Source organism: Thermoanaerobacterium thermosaccharolyticum DSM 571 (assembly GCF_000145615.1).
Classification (GTDB): Bacteria; Bacillota; Thermoanaerobacteria; order Thermoanaerobacterales; family Thermoanaerobacteraceae; genus Thermoanaerobacterium; species Thermoanaerobacterium thermosaccharolyticum.
In genome coordinates, this window is the sequence record NC_014410.1 from 1,733,140 (window position 1) to 1,750,740 (window position 17,601).

Annotated in this window: 19 protein-coding genes and 1 tRNA gene; all 20 read right to left on the reverse strand. The window is 33.7% G+C overall.

Features of this window, described 5'->3' with window-relative positions:
• Positions 1-489: 489 nt before the first annotated feature.
• The 20 genes from TTHE_RS08615 to sigG all read right to left on the reverse strand — a co-directional run bounded on the left by TTHE_RS08615 (position 490) and on the right by sigG (position 17,579).
• Positions 490-565, reverse strand: a tRNA-Pro gene (locus TTHE_RS08615).
• A 48-nt stretch (positions 566-613) separates the two neighbouring features.
• Positions 614-2,092: a stage IV sporulation protein A gene (spoIVA, locus tag TTHE_RS08620; protein ID WP_013298202.1), complete on the reverse strand. Its 1,479-nt coding sequence runs from the start codon at positions 2,090-2,092 to the stop codon at positions 614-616.
• 103 nt (positions 2,093-2,195) lie between these two features.
• On the reverse strand, positions 2,196-3,188 hold the full coding sequence (locus TTHE_RS08625) for an NAD(P)H-dependent glycerol-3-phosphate dehydrogenase (RefSeq protein WP_013298203.1): 993 nt from the start codon (positions 3,186-3,188) through the stop codon (positions 2,196-2,198).
• A 15-nt stretch (positions 3,189-3,203) separates the two neighbouring features.
• The gene (gene plsY, locus TTHE_RS08630; protein WP_013298204.1) at positions 3,204-3,803 is read right to left on the reverse strand and encodes a glycerol-3-phosphate 1-O-acyltransferase PlsY; all 600 of its coding nucleotides are present in this window, start codon (positions 3,801-3,803) and stop codon (positions 3,204-3,206) included.
• Between the two features lie 13 nt (positions 3,804-3,816).
• Complete coding sequence (gene der, locus TTHE_RS08635; RefSeq protein WP_013298205.1) at positions 3,817-5,136, reverse strand: ribosome biogenesis GTPase Der; 1,320 nt, start codon at positions 5,134-5,136, stop codon at positions 3,817-3,819.
• A 4-nt stretch (positions 5,137-5,140) separates the two neighbouring features.
• Positions 5,141-6,445: a DUF512 domain-containing protein gene (locus TTHE_RS08640; RefSeq protein ID WP_013298206.1), complete on the reverse strand. Its 1,305-nt coding sequence runs from the start codon at positions 6,443-6,445 to the stop codon at positions 5,141-5,143.
• Between the two features lie 51 nt (positions 6,446-6,496).
• Positions 6,497-6,961, reverse strand: a complete 465-nt coding sequence (locus tag TTHE_RS08645) for a DUF3189 family protein (RefSeq protein ID WP_013298207.1) — start codon at positions 6,959-6,961, stop codon at positions 6,497-6,499.
• Positions 6,962-6,969: 8 nt separating this feature from the next.
• Entirely contained in the window at positions 6,970-7,419 is a 450-nt protein-coding gene (locus TTHE_RS08650) for a DUF3189 family protein (RefSeq protein WP_231292756.1), read from the reverse strand.
• 47 nt (positions 7,420-7,466) lie between these two features.
• Positions 7,467-8,594: a stage II sporulation protein P gene (gene spoIIP / locus TTHE_RS08655; protein ID WP_013298209.1), complete on the reverse strand. Its 1,128-nt coding sequence runs from the start codon at positions 8,592-8,594 to the stop codon at positions 7,467-7,469.
• The gene (locus TTHE_RS08660) at positions 8,578-9,291 is read right to left on the reverse strand and encodes a DUF1614 domain-containing protein (RefSeq protein ID WP_013298210.1); all 714 of its coding nucleotides are present in this window, start codon (positions 9,289-9,291) and stop codon (positions 8,578-8,580) included. Before TTHE_RS08660 ends, spoIIP begins: the two co-directional genes overlap by 17 nt.
• Positions 9,292-9,385: 94 nt before the next feature.
• Positions 9,386-10,042, reverse strand: coding sequence for a phosphate signaling complex protein PhoU (gene phoU / locus TTHE_RS08665; RefSeq protein WP_013298211.1), 657 nt, complete (start codon positions 10,040-10,042; stop codon positions 9,386-9,388).
• 12 nt (positions 10,043-10,054) lie between these two features.
• A complete protein-coding gene (pstB, locus tag TTHE_RS08670; protein WP_013298212.1) occupies positions 10,055-10,804 on the reverse strand; it encodes a phosphate ABC transporter ATP-binding protein PstB in 750 nt (249 codons plus the stop codon).
• A 39-nt stretch (positions 10,805-10,843) separates the two neighbouring features.
• A complete protein-coding gene (pstA, locus tag TTHE_RS08675; RefSeq protein ID WP_013298213.1) occupies positions 10,844-11,731 on the reverse strand; it encodes a phosphate ABC transporter permease PstA in 888 nt (295 codons plus the stop codon).
• Entirely contained in the window at positions 11,728-12,633 is a 906-nt protein-coding gene (gene pstC / locus TTHE_RS08680) for a phosphate ABC transporter permease subunit PstC (RefSeq protein WP_013298214.1), read from the reverse strand. Before pstC ends, pstA begins: the two co-directional genes overlap by 4 nt.
• A gap of 177 nt (positions 12,634-12,810) precedes the next feature.
• Positions 12,811-13,710, reverse strand: a complete 900-nt coding sequence (locus TTHE_RS08685; RefSeq protein WP_013298215.1) for a phosphate ABC transporter substrate-binding protein — start codon at positions 13,708-13,710, stop codon at positions 12,811-12,813.
• A 94-nt stretch (positions 13,711-13,804) separates the two neighbouring features.
• A complete protein-coding gene (gene pnpS / locus TTHE_RS08690) occupies positions 13,805-15,166 on the reverse strand; it encodes a two-component system histidine kinase PnpS (RefSeq protein WP_013298216.1) in 1,362 nt (453 codons plus the stop codon).
• Positions 15,159-15,866 (reverse strand): response regulator transcription factor, encoded by a 708-nt coding sequence (locus TTHE_RS08695; RefSeq protein ID WP_013298217.1) that lies wholly within the window; start codon positions 15,864-15,866, stop codon positions 15,159-15,161. The genes pnpS and TTHE_RS08695 overlap by 8 nt, the downstream gene beginning before the upstream one ends.
• 42 nt (positions 15,867-15,908) lie before the next feature.
• Positions 15,909-16,376, reverse strand: a complete 468-nt coding sequence (nrdR, locus tag TTHE_RS08700; RefSeq protein ID WP_013298218.1) for a transcriptional regulator NrdR — start codon at positions 16,374-16,376, stop codon at positions 15,909-15,911.
• An 88-nt stretch (positions 16,377-16,464) separates the two neighbouring features.
• Complete coding sequence (locus tag TTHE_RS08705) at positions 16,465-16,716, reverse strand: YlmC/YmxH family sporulation protein (RefSeq protein WP_013298219.1); 252 nt, start codon at positions 16,714-16,716, stop codon at positions 16,465-16,467.
• Between the two features lie 92 nt (positions 16,717-16,808).
• On the reverse strand, positions 16,809-17,579 hold the full coding sequence (sigG, locus tag TTHE_RS08710; RefSeq protein WP_013298220.1) for an RNA polymerase sporulation sigma factor SigG: 771 nt from the start codon (positions 17,577-17,579) through the stop codon (positions 16,809-16,811).
• Between the last annotated feature and the right edge of the window lie 22 nt (positions 17,580-17,601).

Sequence of the window (17,601 nt, forward strand, 5' to 3'; positions counted from 1 at the left end):
TAATTATACAACTAACCAACAGGTTTAGTAAAATATAATGCAAAATTTAATTTCATTAACTACTGTATTATTGATGAGTTTTCTGTTATTCTATTATTATGAGACATTTGCTCCACTCCTATGGTTAATATTGTTTTGGTACAACAATATATTAATACCACAAAAGTGAGCATTTGTCTCTATTTTTTATTAAATTTTTTTCATATAAGTTTATTATGGTAGTTTATGTCAGCGAATTTTCTCACCTATGGGAAAGTAAATAGTCTTCTGATATAATTGCTGGTTAATGCAAATTTTTATTTTTATAATTTTACCAGACATACAGTAAGAAGCAATTACAGCATTGCGAAATAGATAAAATGTTTTTTGAAAAGCGGAATAACTTTTTTATATAATGGATGTTTGCAAAATGGTTAGCAAATTGCAAAATTATTAATTTCTCATCAAATAAATAAAAACCGCAAATGCTTGCGGCAACTTACTTTTAAATGGTCTGAGTGACTGGATTTGAACCAGCGACCTCCAGAACCCCATTCTGGCGCGCTACCAACTGCGCCACACCCAGACATCTTACAATAGATATTATAAATCGTTAAGTTCAAAAAATCAAGTATTACAGTATAATACAGATTATGCCACCACCTCCGTCATTAACTATACGCTCTAATGTGTCTCTCAATCTTATGCTTACATTCTCAGGTATCTTACCAAGTTTATTTTGCATACCTTCTTTTACAAGGTCACTCAAAGATTTCCCGAATATATTTGACTCCCATATCTTGTCTGGATCATTTTCAAATTGCTCTGTAATGTATTTTACAAAATCTTCGCTTTGCTTTTCCGTACCTACGATTGGAGATACTTCTGTTGTCACATCTGTCCTAAATATGTGTAAAGATGGTGCAGACGCTCTTAGCCTTACCGCAAAGCTTCCACCTTGTCGCACTATCTCCGGTTTTTCAAACTCCATATTGTCAATACTTGCAGGAACTACTCCTACACCTTTCTTTTTTGCATCTTCTATAGCATCTTTTAATTTATCGTACTCTGATTTTGCATATGATAATTCTTTCATCATTTTCATGAGATCTCTGTCTCCGCGAATCTCAAGGCCACATTCATCACTTAATATTTTAAAGAAGAGGCCTTCTTTTGTCTTTGCTTCTATATCAGCAATTCCTTCGCCTGGATCGATCTTTCTGACTATTACTTCTGACATGTTTTCATTTGATTTTATAATATCAGCAGTCTTCTTTATATCCCTCAGCCTAAATAAATCATTGATGCTTTGTTTTATAGAATTCATAATGCTTTGTTTCAGCCAGTGGTCATTTTCAAGTACATCGACCCACCTAGGAAAATCAATGTTAAGCTCGGTTATAGGGAATTCATACAACACTTTTTCAAGTATTTCTTTAATGTCGTCAGTTCCCATTTTAAGTACATTTACTGCTACAACAGGTACGTCGTACTTTGTTTCCAACTCTTTCCCTAATTTTATTGTGTCAGCATCTTCAGGATGTGTCGTATTTAACAGTATAATAAATGGCTTTTGTATGTCTTTTAATTCTTTCACAACTCTTTCTTCCGGTTCAACATAATTATCTCTTGGTATATCAGTAATGCTCCCATCTGTAGTCACAACAAGGCCAATTGTAGAGTGATCGTTTATAACTTTTTTAGTACCAATTTCTGCAGCTTCTTCAAAAGGTATTTCATAATCATACCAAGGAGTAGTAATCATTCTAGGCTTATCACCTTCTAAGTATCCCATTGCACCTTTAACCATATATCCCACACAGTCAACTAATCTCACACTAAATCTGGTATTTTCATTCAAAGATATTTCGACGGCCTTTTCTGGTACAAACTTAGGCTCTGTAGTCATAATAGTTTTACCAGCTGCACTTTGAGGCAACTCGTCTTGAACTCTTTCTTTAAGGTTCGCATTATCAATATTGGGCAATACTAAAATATCCATGAATCTTTTTATAAACGTTGATTTTCCCGTACGGACAGGCCCTACTACACCGATATAAATGTCACCCTCAGTTCTTTCAGCTATATCCTTATAAATATCGTAATTGTCCACATCATTTCCCTCCTTTTTGTGCAATAAAATATTGTTTTTTATACTTTAACACTACATATATATGAGGGAAATGAACAAATATGAATAAAAAAGAGGACATAAATTATATGTCCTCCATCTCATGTTTTTTATTTCTCGTCATTAGCGAATAAACTGCTTCTCGCGGATCTTTTCCTTCAAACAGTATTGAGTATATTTCACATGTTATAGGCATCTCTATATTATGAATTTTCGAAAGCTTGTATGCTGACTTAGTAGTGTTGACTCCTTCCACAACCATTCCAATTTCATTTAACGCCTCATTCAACGATTTACCTTGCCCAATTTTTATGCCGGCTCTCCTGTTGCGTGAATACATACTTGTACATGTTACAATAAGATCCCCCATACCAGTTAAACCCAAAAATGTCAATGGATCTGAACCAAGGGCTACGCCAAGACGTGTAATTTCAGCAAGTCCTCTTGTCATAAGTGCAGCTTTTGTATTGTCACCAAATCCAAGGCCATCTGAAATACCTGCGCCAAGGGCAATTATATTTTTAAGAGAACCTCCCAATTCAACACCAATCAAATCTTTATTTATATACAGCCTGAAATTCTCATCCATCATCACATCCTGTACATATTCACATGCGTTTATGTCATCTGATGATATAACACATGCCGTAGGTATGTGCTTGCATACTTCTTCTGCGTGGCTAGGTCCAGAAAGTACAACAACTGGATTATCTATCATCTCTTTTATAACTTGAGACATTCTTTTTAAGCTTGAAGTCTCTAAGCCTTTTGCCAAATTTACAATTATCGAGTCATTATCTATTACCCCTCTTATTCTTTCTACAACACTTCTTACTGCATGTGACGGTACTGCCATCACTACTATCTTCTTATTTTTCAGCGCATACTCTATATCAGTTGTTATGCCAATGCTTTCAGGCAACTTTACATCAAGATATTTTTTGTTGTAGTGAGTCTTTTGAATTTCTTCTAACTGTTCTTGATCTTTTGTCCAAATACATACATTATGTCTCATCGAATTCAAATGAATTGCCATTGTCGTTCCCCAACTGCCGGCACCTAATACTGCTATGTCCATTTCAGATATCCCTCTTTACTTAATATTAGTTTTTTGGCCAAGCTTCGATTCAGTTCCATTAAGTAATCGTTTTATATTAGCTCTATGCTGAAATACAGCCAGTGATGTAATTATTATCGCAAATACTAGCATATTAGGTGATCTATAATAAATAATATTTAATAAAAGGAAAGATATAGCTCCCAAGATTGAACCCAATGAAACATATTTACTTATGGAAATAATTGCGATTCCAATTACAAAGGAAAGAATGGCAACAATTGGGCTAATACTTATTATTGCACCAAAGCTTGTTGCAATTCCCTTTCCACCTTTGAATCCCAAAAAAACAGGCCAATTATGTCCACAGACAACAGCAACACCTGCTACAAGTCCACCTAAATCACCAGCTATCAGTCTACCTATCAATACCGCTAAAACTCCCTTTAAAGCATCAGACAAAAATACTAAAAAGGCAACTTTAAATCCCAAAACCCTCATAACGTTTGTAGCTCCAGCATTGCCACTACCATATTTTCTTATGTCCGTCTTTTTTATGTAATTAGTAAAAAAATAAGCGCTGTTAAAAGATCCAATTAAATACGACAGTATAGCTACAATAATTATTTTTATCATGGATTCACCTCTTTTACATTTCACTTTTTTTTCTTACTTCAATTTTTAATGGCACGCCCTGAAATCCAAAATTATCTCTTATAGTGTTTTCTAAAAACCTCACATAAGAAAAATGCATTATTTCCGGATCATTAACAAATACCGCAAATGATGGCGGTTTGATACCAAACTGTGTTACATAATAAATCTTTAATAAACGGCCTTTTTCGGCAGGTGGTGGATTTATAAGTAATGCTTCACTTATAACATTATTTAAAAGCCCTGTTGAAATCCTTTTATTATATTCTTCCCAAACGCTATTTATTTCTTCAAACAGTTTATTAAGCCTTTGTCCTGTTTTGGCTGATATAAATATTGTAGATGCAAAGCTCATAAATGAAAATTTCTCTTTTATGAGTTTTAAATACTCGTTAACAGTATTATTGTCTTTTTCAATCAAATCCCATTTATTAACTGCAATAATAATTGCTTTGTTCTGCTCAAATGCATAGCCTGCTATCTTCGTGTCCTGCTCTGTTGGACCTTCAGTAGCATCTATTACTAAGATACATATATCAGATCTGTCTATAGCCGATAAGGCTCTTAATACACTGTACCTCTCAATTTTATCTTCTATCCTGCCTTTTTTCCTCATGCCTGCAGTATCAATTATAACGTACTTTTTATTATCTTTTTCAAAATACGTATCAAGTGCATCTCTTGTGGTACCTGGTATATCGCTAACAATTGCCCTTTCTTCTCCTAATATCTTATTCACAAGAGATGACTTGCCTACATTCGGTTTCCCAATAAAGCAAATCTTTATAGTTTCTTCGTCATAGTCATCTATATGCTCAGGAATATTCTTGATAACTTCATCAAGTAATTCTCCTATACCAAGCCCATTTGACGCAGATATTGCTATAGGCTCACCAAAGCCAAGTCGCATTGAATCATAATATGAAATAGGCATCTCTTTAAAACTATCTACTTTATTTAAAACAAGTATCACTTTCTTATGAGATTTTCTAAGCATATTGGCTATATCTTCATCCACCGGGCTTAAGCCATCCTTAGCATCTATAACAAACAATATCAAGTCAACAGTTTTTAAAGCTGCTTCTACCTGCATCCTTATTTTTGAAAAAAACTCGTCTTCTGAATCTGGCTCCAATCCACCTGTATCAACAAGTATAAATTTTCTTCCCAGCCACTCTGTCTCATAATAAATTCTATCACGAGTAACACCAGGTTTGTCTTCTACTATAGAAATTCTCTGACCTGTTATTTTATTAAATAAAGTTGATTTGCCTACATTTGGTCTGCCAACTATGCCAACCATTGGATACGCCACAATATCACCTTCCAGTTATCTTTTGTATAAAATTTTTACCGTTAACTTCAGATACTAAAACTTTCGTGTTTAATTCTTTTTCTACATCATTAATAGTTACATCATCCAAAAAAGAATCTGTACCTTCTTTTAACATACAATCCGGTATTACTAATATTTCACCGTTTAATTTTCCCTTTAATTGAGTGATTATATCCCCACCTGTAACAAGACCTGCCACAGTTATCTTATGTCCAAAAAAATTATTTATAATTGGAACAACTTTTATGTTTATGCCTTTCCTCTCTAACATATCAACATGGTCCTTAATAAATTTATACGCAGACACACCTGTTATAACACAATAAGTTTTCTTCGATGGCTTTATATTGCCGATTTTTTTATAATAATCTTCAAACTGCTTCTTAAACATTGCCATAAGTCCAACACCATTTTCAATTTGCGGAAAACCTTCATAGCTATTGTAGTCAGGTATATCCTTATTTGCCAACACATAAAACTCATCAGCAGCAAATATAAAGGATGTTCCTTTCTCTTTTTTTAGTTTTTTCTGCCACATTGATATTTGAGATAGTACTTTTTTTGCCATCTCTTTATCGTACGAATCGAGTTTAAAAAGTCCTTCCCTGTGATCTGTAAGCCCAACGGGAACTGCTGCTGCCGATTTTACTCCAGGATACAGTTTTGATAAATCCTCGATTGTTTTATCGAGAATACTTCCATCATTAAGCCCTGGGCATAAAACTATCTGGCAGTGTACTTCTATTCTGTTTTCAGTTAATTCTTTTATTTTATTTAAAATCCCATCAGCATGGGGATTTCGCATTAATTCTTTTCGGACATTGTCATCTGTTGCATGGACAGATAAATATATTGGAGACATTCTATATTTAATTATTCTAGAAAATTCAGAATCACTTACATTTGTAAGTGTTACAAAGTTACCTTGTAAAAAAGATAATCGATAATCATCGTCTTTAAAAGCCAAAGTTTTTCTAACATTTTTAGGCAACTGATCGACAAAACAAAAAACGCATTTATTCCTACAGTGCTTTAGCTTATCTATAATTCCTGTCTCAAATACTAATCCTAAATCCTCGTCATAACCTTTCTCTATGTCATAAATATATTCCTCACCATCTTCTTTTTTTATCAAAAGATCTATATGCTCATTTGCTATTTGAAATTTATAATCAATTAAGTCAATTATTTCGCTTCCATTTATCGATACTAATGTATCACCACTTTTTATGCCCAATTCATCCGCAATGCTATCTTTAACTACATCTTTTATTTTATGATATGCCATTTACTTTCCTCCTATAAAATATCCAATAATATTATGAATTAATAGGAGAACTTAGTCAAGCTCTTTTAAGCTCGATTTTACTTTATTTACTATGTCCAAAAAGTTATTGTACTTTTTAATTATTCCATAAACAGTAAACGGCCGTCCCACAGATATGATTTTAAATCTTCTAGATGTCATGCCGCCCACTTTTGTCAACAATCCAATGGCAGGTAGTGTATCTATCAGCATTATTTCATTTTCACCAATTCCAGATTCTTTTAAAAAACTTCTTACAGCTTTCATCATTATTTTTCTTCCGCTTTTAGCACCTATTGCATAGACGTCATTATCGTACTCGTCGATTCCCATGTAAAATGGAATTCCTATTTGATTGCCATCTGTTAAATCATAATGAGGCATAGATAAAATTTCATCAAACGTGGGAATCCTATCACTTGGAAGCAAACCAACATGGATAGACGCAGCAACAATAGATGAATGGGCACTTCCATAACAAATATACGCTACAATCATATTTACCCTCACATATAATTAAGTTTTAAATCTAAGACAAAGTTCTTTATTCCATCTAATTTTTTAATAAATAAATAGTACAAAATACACTCTGCAAGATTTCTGAAAATTGATATTTTTCTGAGATATAAAAATAGTTTCATACATTTGGGTTCAAATTTATTTGTATCCACAAATATCAGCTTATCATATTCCATATTAAATATTTTCCTAAGCCCTTCAAGGGTTTTCTTTATATTATCGCTAAAATTTTTCATTCCAATTGTATATATTTCATGGTAGCTTTCATCAATTCCGATATATTTTAATTCCCCATAGTCTGTTTTTAAAATCTCTGGAATACTAAAAAATACATCCTTATCAACTTTATCTCTTATAACTTTTGTATGAATGTATGCTGCAATAACTGACGAATAGCATCCATAATAGCTGTAATATATTACTTTCAACTTAACCACCACATGATCTTAAATATTTAAAATTGGTGCACATGCACCAATTGATATCACTTTTTATCTTTATTAAACTTTCCAAAAAAACTGCTAAACTCCTTCTTTGTTGCATCTTTAAACTTTGACATCATTTCCCGTCCTCCTGTACTTAAAAACATGAATCCGACGATTGAAAAAACAGCAACCCCAATTAGAATCCATATTCCCCATCCCGCAGAATTGTTCTGTGATGGTGTACCTTTTTGTGTATTGGTAAGAGCTCCAACCTGCTTTTTTTCGTCAGTGCCATATACTGCTTTTGTCAATACATCTGCCATAAATTTTGCTGACTCTTCTGCTCTTTGCCTCGTATGTGTATCTGTTCCAAATTCCAAAAGCAATGAATTAGGAGTTAAGTCCTGATTGTAATCACCGCTTCCATAAAAAATATCTTTCACTAGATTTGGATATTCTTTATCAGCGATCGCTTTTATTCTAAATGCTAAATCTTGATTGGCTTTCAAATTTGCATTTGTCCTGCCGAGGACTAGCCTCACGCCTGTAGCATTTGTACTACCTATTTTTCTTATATAATCTTGATATGGCGCAGCATCTCGGTGTATATCAAGCAGCAAATCTGGTTTATCATTTTTTAAAATTTTTAACGCTCCAACTCTTGACCTTCTGTATGCCATTGCATCGTGAGGTAAATACAGTGTCTGATCAACAAATGTCTTGATGCCTTTATCTGACAATGCATTGCTTAATGAAGCATCAACTTTGTATATACCTCCATGTCCATAAATACTAGATGCACCATCAGTTGGTATATATGATTCATCGCTGTGTGTGGAATACATGGCTATTCTTCTTTCACCTGTTTTTTGAGCCATCACTTGCGACACTTTTTCTATATATACATTAGGCAACTTTACTGTTTCAATATATTTTGCATATGCTTTATCATTTTTCTTATCAACTTTAATTATTTTGTACATCTTATTATCGTGTGACAAGTATTGATCATTTACATTTAAGTCCCATGAAATCCTAAAAAGCACTTTGTTTGAATTGTCTAGATAAACTGTATAATAACCACCTTCTTTGCCACTCCAATCATCTGCATTTATTTTTGTAAATGGTAAAGACATTAAAACAAACATTATTAACAAAGCGATTGCTTTTTTATTTCTCATCATCATCACTGTCCTTTTTGCGATATTTTTCTTTTATCGCCTTAATTTCATCTTCACTTAATAGGCTACTTGTCAAATGCGGCTCTGTGTTCTTTTTTGCGGTTCCTCCTTGTATCTTCTCCCTCGTTTCGCCTAATATCTCTGAGAAGAAAACAGCAACTATCATGGATATGACAACTGTATCAAAAGCACCTGCACCTCCAACAGAAATAGTTCCCGGTCTTGCCAAAACAATATTTATCAAGCCTTGCGTAATATCGCTTAAAATAACTCCCATAACGCCAGCAATAAAAGCACATCTTCTTGACCTGCCAAATAAGTATGCAATCAGGCCACTGACAATACCATAAACATAATTTGGCTCTATGAACATAGCTTCAGGCTCGCTAGGCAACAATCTTCCTGCTAAAAACACCGCTGTTCCCGCCAATATTGACGATACTAAAGCATTTGTTCTCTCCGCTCCTCTTTCTGCTTTTATAAATAGATAAACTGCTACAGCTGCAGGTATGATAGCACCGCCAATATTTATAGACATCTTTTTGCCAAGGGGTATCGCTGGTAAAAAAGTACCAATGATCATACCAATTATTATGATTAATGCCCATGTATCAGTCATCTTCATTCTGTCAAGAACTCTGTGTGCAAAGCCAAACAATACAAATAAACCCGTAATTGATAATATTATATAAGCAAGTGGCATTTAAATCACCTCTTTTTATAATATCTTTTGCAGTTTAAAAAAAAGTATACAAAAAAAACACCTAAAAAGGTGTTATAAAAGTGCTTTATATTTTTTATTCATTTAAATCTATATGCTGACCGCTTTCTAGATAGATTACCCATTCGCATATATTTGTAGCATGATCCGCTATCCTCTCTAAGTAGCGGGCTACGAACAAAAATTGAGCCGCTTGATCTATGTTTTTATGGTCTTCTATCATATACGTCAGAAGCTCTCTAAAGATTTGCTTATATAAGCCATCGACAATATCATCTTTTTGATTGATAGTCCTAGCCATCTCTGTATCTTGATTGACATATGAATCAAGCGATAGTTTAACCATTTCTCTAACAATATCACTCATTCTCGGAATATCAATAAGAGGCTTTATATATGTCTGATCTGCTATTCTAATTGTTGTTTTAGCAATATCTACTGCGTGATCTGCCATTCTTTCCAAATCAGTATTTATTTTTAACCCTGTTAAAACAATTCTTAAATCCTTTGCTAGTGGCTGCTGTGTCAAAATAATCCTCGAACATCTGTCATCAATTTCAACCTCTTTTTCATCTATTCTATCATCTTGTTCAATAACTTTCCTTGCTAATTCAACATCATGGTTTATCAATGATAAAATAGAATTACCAATAGCTTCTTCTACAAGAGCACCCATTTTAAGAATATCGTAATGTAGATCCTCTAACTCTTTTTCAAAATGCGTTCTGTTCACAGTAACACCTCCTTAACCAAATCTTCCTGTTATATAGTCCTCTGTTCTCTTATCACGTGGATTATAGAAAATATCTTCTGTTTTACCTGTTTCTATTATTTCACCGTTTAAGAAAAATGATGTTGAATCAGATATTCTTCCCGCCTGTTGCATGTTGTGTGTTACAATAACTATAGTATATTTATTTTTTAATTGGTCAATTAATTCCTCAATTTTCATAGTTGAAATAGGATCAAGTGCTGACGTCGGCTCATCCATCAATATAACCTCAGGCTCAATTGCTAACGTTCTGGCTATACACAATCTCTGCTGCTGTCCGCCTGATAAGCCTAATGCAGAATCATTTAATCTGTCTTTTACTTCATCCCAAAGTGCTGCATCTTTTAAACTTTTTTCAACTATTTCGTTTAATATTTTTTTATTTTTTTGACCGTGTATTCGTGGACCATATGCAATATTGTCATATATCGTCATAGGAAATGGATTAGGCTTCTGAAATACCATTCCTACACGCTTCCTAAGCTCTATAGCATCTACATCCTTGTATATATTTTGATTGTCAATCATAACAGTTCCTCTTATTGTGACGCCATCTATAAGGTCATTCATTCTGTTTAAAGTCCTCAAAAACGTAGATTTTCCACAGCCTGATGGACCAATAAGCGCCATTACGCTGTTTTCTTCAACATCTAAATTTATTTTCTTAAGAGCCTGCATTTGGCCATAATATAAATCAAGATCCCTTACTTCGATCTTTTTCATGAATAAGGTTTCCCCTTTCTTTTTCAGAATTATATCACATTATTTCCCACCTGTCATTCTTTTATATAGATTATTTCCTAACCAACGTGCTAAAATATTAAAAACAAGTACAATTATTAAAAGAACTGCTGCAGAACCATCGGCAATCTGCCTAGCATCAGGTGCAAGTCCTTCACTGTTAACCTTCCATATATACACAGCCAATGTTTCTGCTGATCTAAAAGGATAAAATGGCGATGCAGGACTTGCAGGGTTTAAAACATTAAAATTAAGCGACGGTGTGCTCATGCCTGCCGTGTATAAAAGGGCAGCAGCTTCGCCAAAAATCCTGCCGGAAGTTAAAATTATACCTGTTACAAGTCCCGGCAAAGCAGATGGGATTAATACTCTCACTATCGTCTGCCATTTAGTAGAACCTAATGCAAAGCTGGCTTCTTTCAATGATGATGAAACACTCCTCAATGAATCTTCACTTACACGGGCCATTACAGGTAAATTCAATACTGTCAATGCTAATGCTCCTGACATCAATGAATAACCCCAATGAAGCATATTTACAAAAATTAGAAGTCCAAAAAGACCTACCACAATCGATGGCAGTGACGACAGAGTCTCTGTTGACAATCTTATTAACTCTGTTATTTTACCAGGCCTGGCATACTCTGCCATATACAGTCCAGCCCCAATACCTATTGGAACTGAAATAATCAATGTAATTACCAAAAGTAACAGTGAATTGAATATTTGCGGTGCTATGCCTCCACCTTTTTCCATGAATTTCGGTGGCGTCAATATAAAATGTAAGTTTAATTCACTTCTGCCTTGATACAAGATATAGCCTATTAGAGCTACCAAAAACAATACAATTAATCCGGCAACTAAATAAAAATAAATCGTCGCTAATTTATCATAAAATTTTGATTTCATTTATACATACTCCTCCTACCAACAAGCCTTATTATTAAAATAAATCCAAAAGATATAAGGAGTAACAGCAAAGCTAATGACCACATTGCATTGTTCCACGTTGAACCAGTGACTGTGTTAGCCATATCCATTGTAATAATAGATGTAATCGTCGACATTGGTTTCAGGAATGAAAAAGGAAGTGATGGGCTATTTCCAATAACCATCTGAACTGCTAAAGCTTCACCGAAAGCACGAGCTAGTCCTAATACTACTGCTGTTAGTATTCCTGGCTTGGCAGCAGGTAATACAACTTTTCTTATTGTCTGCCACCTAGTTGCACCAAGTGCATATGAAGCTTCTCTAATTTCCCATGGCAATGATTTTATGGCATCAGTGCTGACACTTGTTATTGTTGGCAGTACCATTATCGTAAGCACTAATATGCCGGCTAACATGCTGAAACCTAAACCGCCAAAGTATTTGCTTATAAAAGGAACTAAAACAATAAGTCCTATCCACCCGTAGACGACGGATGGAATGCCTACAAATATCTCCATCGCTGGCTGTAATAAATTTCTCCCAAATTTTTTCGCTATTTCTACCATAAAAATCGCAGTAGATATGCTGAGAGGTGTACTTATCAATATTGCAAAAACAGAGACAAAAACAGATCCCAGTATAAATTGCAAAGAACCTATAGCTGGACCTCCTTGATCATTTGGTCTATCAGGCTTCCAAAGTGTACCAAACAAAAATTCTTTAATCGAACGCTTATCTATTATAAACGTAGACAAGCCTTTCGTAGCAACAAAGTAAAAAATCGATACAGTTATAACTATCAATAAAAAAGCACAAATAAAAGCATACGTTCTGCCAATCATGTCAAATACTTTTCGTCTTTTGTCATAGTTTTCAGACATTTTTTACCTCCTACTATAAATTTTCGACAATACTCTAATTATAGTAGCAAAATAAAAAAAAATATTCATTAAGGTAATGTAAAATTTATGTTAATTTTATGTTAAATTTTTTAACTTTAAATTAATATAAGAGCTAGTATAAATACCAGCTCTTATCAACTATTCTTCTTTTGTGTTTTATTTTAACGTTACTTTCATGTCATTTATGTTTATAAATCCAAGTTTCTCTGCAGGTCCTTTTTGGACTTCGTCAGACATCATAAAGTCTAAGAATGCTTTAACAACGCCAGTCGGCTCACCTTTCGTGTACATGTGCTCATATGATGCTATTGGATATTTGCCATTTATGACATTTTCCTTTGTTGGCTCAACTCCGTTATATTTTAATGCTTTTACAGAATCATCGACATATGAGAATGCAAGATAACTTATTGCACCTTTCTTTTCAGCAACCGTCTTTCTAACAGTACCTGATGCATCCTCTGTCAACGCTAAGCCCTGGACTTCATCCTGTCCCCCTAATACGATTTTCTTGAAAGTCGCTCTGGTGCCAGAACTTGTAGGTCTATTAATTACTACTATTGGTTCATCTTGTCCGCCTACATCTTTCCAGTTTTTTATTTTGCCTGTGAATATATCAACTAATTGCTGCTGAGTCAGATTATCTACAGTTACATCTTTATTTACTACAACAGCAAAACCAACAACTGCCACCTTGTGATCAACTAATGACTTAGCATCGATGCCTGATTTTTCTTCTGCATATATATCTGAATCACCTATATCTGCTGCACCTTGTGATACCTGAGTTAAACCTGTACCACTTCCACCGCCTTGAACATTAATAGTCGCATTAGGATATTTTTGATTAAATAATGTTGCCGCTTGCTCCACCAAAGGCTGTAATGCTGTTGACCCAACCGCTGTTGCAGTACCAGAAATATCCTGACTACCATTTGATTGATTTGTTGTATTATTTCCTGCATTATTGGAATTTGAACCGCACGCAGAAAAAACAAACACACTGACAATCATTAATACAGCTAACAAAACTTTGACCGCTTTACTTTTTAACATAGAAGCACCTCCAAAATTTTTCTTTCAAGTATATTGTAACAACCCTTTGTAAAGCTATTATTAAATCTGTGTTAAAATCATGTTAAATTATAGATTATTTTTGGTCTTTAGGCAGAACAATAGTAAATTTTGTACCTTTTCCTACTTCGCTTTCTACTGAAATAGATCCTTTCATAGATTCCACTATATGCTTTACTATCGCAAGTCCAAGACCGGTTCCTCCCAATTTTCTTGACCTGCCTTTATCCACCCTGTAAAACCTCTCGAAAAGTCTAGGAATATTTTCCTTTGAGATGCCTATTCCGCTATCTTTAACTTCTATTACTACATCTCCTTTTCTATCAATTGTCGTAACTTTTACGTATCCTCCTTCTGGAGTATATTTTATACCATTATCAACGAGATTAATTATCATCTGCCTTAGCCTATCCTTACTCGTTTTTATGACAACGCCGCTGCAGTTTAAATCTTTTATAAGCTTTATGCTTTTATCATTTGCAGTTTTTTCCATAATATAAAAAATTTCATTCACTTCGTCATCAATGGCAATGTCTTCTTTTACAAATCCCTCTTTTAAATTTTCTATTTCTGACAATGTCAATATATCATTTATAAGTCTCGTCAGCCTCTCAGCTTCAAACTCAATAATTTCAAGGAACTTATCCCTCTCCTCTACGTTGTCAATGGCTCCTTCTCTTAAAGTTTCTATAAATCCTCTTATAGATGTAAGAGGTGTCCTAAGCTCGTGTGATACATTTGCGACAAAGTCACTTCTGATTTTTTCAAGTTTTCTAACCTCTGTTATGTCATTGATTATTACAACAAATCCTAACTTTTTATGTGTGACTTGGTGAACAATAGGACTAGAATATATTTTGAGATATTTATTAAATGTGTTAATTTCTAAATTATCGATGTTGTATCCTTTGTTTTTTATGATTTTCTCCAAAATATCATGAAATTTTGTATTTCTTACAACGTCTAATATGTGTTTTCCAACAACAGAACTTTCCTTTATATCCAATATTGCTCTTGCTGAATCATTTATTAATAAAATTTTTTCATTTTCATCAAAGGCTATAACACCATTTATAAGGCCTTTCAAAATAGCTTCAAGTTTTGCATTCCTATCGTACAGCTCATCGATGGTCTCTTGAAGCTTGTCCGACATAATATTTATTGCTGAAGATAACTGACCAATCTCATCAATTGATTTGATTTCTATCCTGTGCTCATAGTTACCCTTTGTTATCTCTTTAGCAACATCCGTTATCTCATTTATAGGCTGTACAATGCCTTTTATAAACCTGTATCCAAAAAAATTGCTGACAATTACTCCTAAAAGTATTCCAAACCAAAACCTTAAGGTTGTTATTTTTTCAATAAAAAAAAACGATGTAACCAAAATACCAACAAAACTTATTATAAAATAACTGTAGTAAAGCTTTTTAAGCATTGCCTTCACCTATGTCTTTTAATTTGTAGCCGATACCTCTAACAGTTTCAATGTACACAGGCAACTTATCATCATCTTCAATCTTCTTTCTCAAATGTCTTATATGGACATCCACCGTTCTTGTCTCACCGGCGTATTCATATCCCCAAACCTTGTCCAATAAATAATCACGCGTGAGAACTTTACCTCTGTTTTTCGATAAAAGTTTAAGCAGTTCAAACTCCTTCAAAGTAAGGTCAAGAATTTCATTGCCTTTATACACTATGTGCTTTTCGGTATCTATAGTAATGTCTCCAAATTTAATTATCTCATTTTCTTCGGTTTCATTTTTTGATCTTCTTAAAACAACTTTTATCCTAGCCAGCAATTCTCTTATGCTAAATGGTTTTGTAATGTAATCATCTGCTCCCAGCTCTAAACCCAGTATTTTATCAAATTCTTCACTTTTTGCGGTTAACATTATAATCGGAATGTTTTTAAGGTGTTCATCAGATTTTATCTTTTTACAGACATCGATGCCATCTATATCAGGAAGCATTAAATCTAAAAGAACTAGATCAGGGCTTAATTCTCTGCATTTTTCAAGTCCTTCTTTGCCGTTATCAGTAAGTATGACATTATATCCTTGTGCCTCAAGATTATACCTTAAAAGTTCTAGAATATGTGCTTCATCTTCGATTACAAGAATTGTATGTGTCAAAATTGCACCTCCTAAGTACAAAACATGTACAATAATAAAAGGCTATTTCCTCTCTTCGGTATCATTTAGCAATTTTTTCAGCTCATCCATGAATGTATTGATATCCTTAAATTGCCTGTAAACTGATGCAAACCTGACATATGCTACTTCATCAACATTCTTTAGCTTTTCCATTACCATCTCCCCAATTTGAGCCGAAGTGATTTCCTTTTCATAAGAATTATAAATATCTCTTTCAATTTCATCTGCCAGATCTTCTAATTTTTTGATTGGAACAGGTCTTTTTTCACATGCTTTTATCATGCCTTTTAAAATTTTATCTCTATCATAAGCTTCTCTGCTCAAATCTTTTTTTATAACTAGAATCGGTACCTGCTCAACTTTCTCATACGTCGTAAATCTTTTACCGCACTTTATACATTCTCTTCTTCTCCTTATAGATGTAGAATCATCTGTAGGGCGAGAATCAATAACTTTTGAATCCAAATAACCGCAAAAAGGACATTTCAAATATAATCATTCCTTTCGTCACAACCGCTCAAAAAACTTTTTATATCGACATTTGCTAATAAAATTATAATAAAATTGATGTAAATAGTCAAACTTGTGTTACATTTTCATCAATATTAACTAATATCACATCTTCTCCTATTTTTTTTACAGATTTCCATGGTATGTAGATGTCTAGGTCTTTTACAAACAATCTAAATCCTTTGCTTTCGCCAGGCAGTATAAATCCTTCTACTTTGCCCTCCTCCAAGTTAACCTCTACGTCAATGATATTACCAAGTCTTTTACCAGTATTAATATCAATTACATCCTTATCTCTTAAGTCTGATGTCTTAAACATATAGATCCCCCTCAATCTTTTTTACATTATTATAATATATATGTGCTTATTTTTATTAAATTACAATGGAAAAAAACTTGCCATAAGGCAAGTCATATATATTTTCTCATATGTGTCAATGCTGATTTTTCAAGTCTTGATACTTGTGCTTGCGAAATTCCGATTTCTCTTGCAACTTCCATCTGAGTTTTTCCTTCAAAGAATCGCATTGTTAAAATCATTTTTTCACGGTCATTTAATTTCTTTATAGCCTCTTTCAGTGCTATTTGTTCTAGCCACACTTCGTCCACATTTTTGTCATCACCAATTTGGTCCATTACGTATATTGCGTCACCACCATCGTGATATATCGGCTCAAATAGTGAAACAGGATCCTGTATTGCATCAAGTGCAAATACAACCTCTTCTCTAGGTATATTAAGTTCTTTCGCTATGTCGCCTACTGTTGGTTCTTTAGAATTTTCGTTAACCAGCTTATCTCTGATCTGTAATGCTTTATATGCTACATCCCTTAAGGATCTGCTTACCCTTATAGAATTATTGTCTCTTAAATATCGCCTTATTTCCCCAATAATCATTGGTACTGCATATGTTGAGAATTTTACATTTTGATTAAGATCAAAATTATCAATAGCCTTAATCAAACCTATACAGCCCACTTGAAATAAGTCATCTACATATTCTCCACGGTTGTTAAATCTTTGAATAACGCTCAATACAAGCCTTAAATTCCCATTTATGAATTCTTCTCTAGCATTTTTATCGCCATTTTTCATTCTTATTAATAGCTCTTTTTGCTTTGCGCCTTTTAATACAGGCAATTTCGAAGTATTTACTCCGCAGATTTCTACTTTATTGTTCATATGCCCATCCTCCAAATGTATT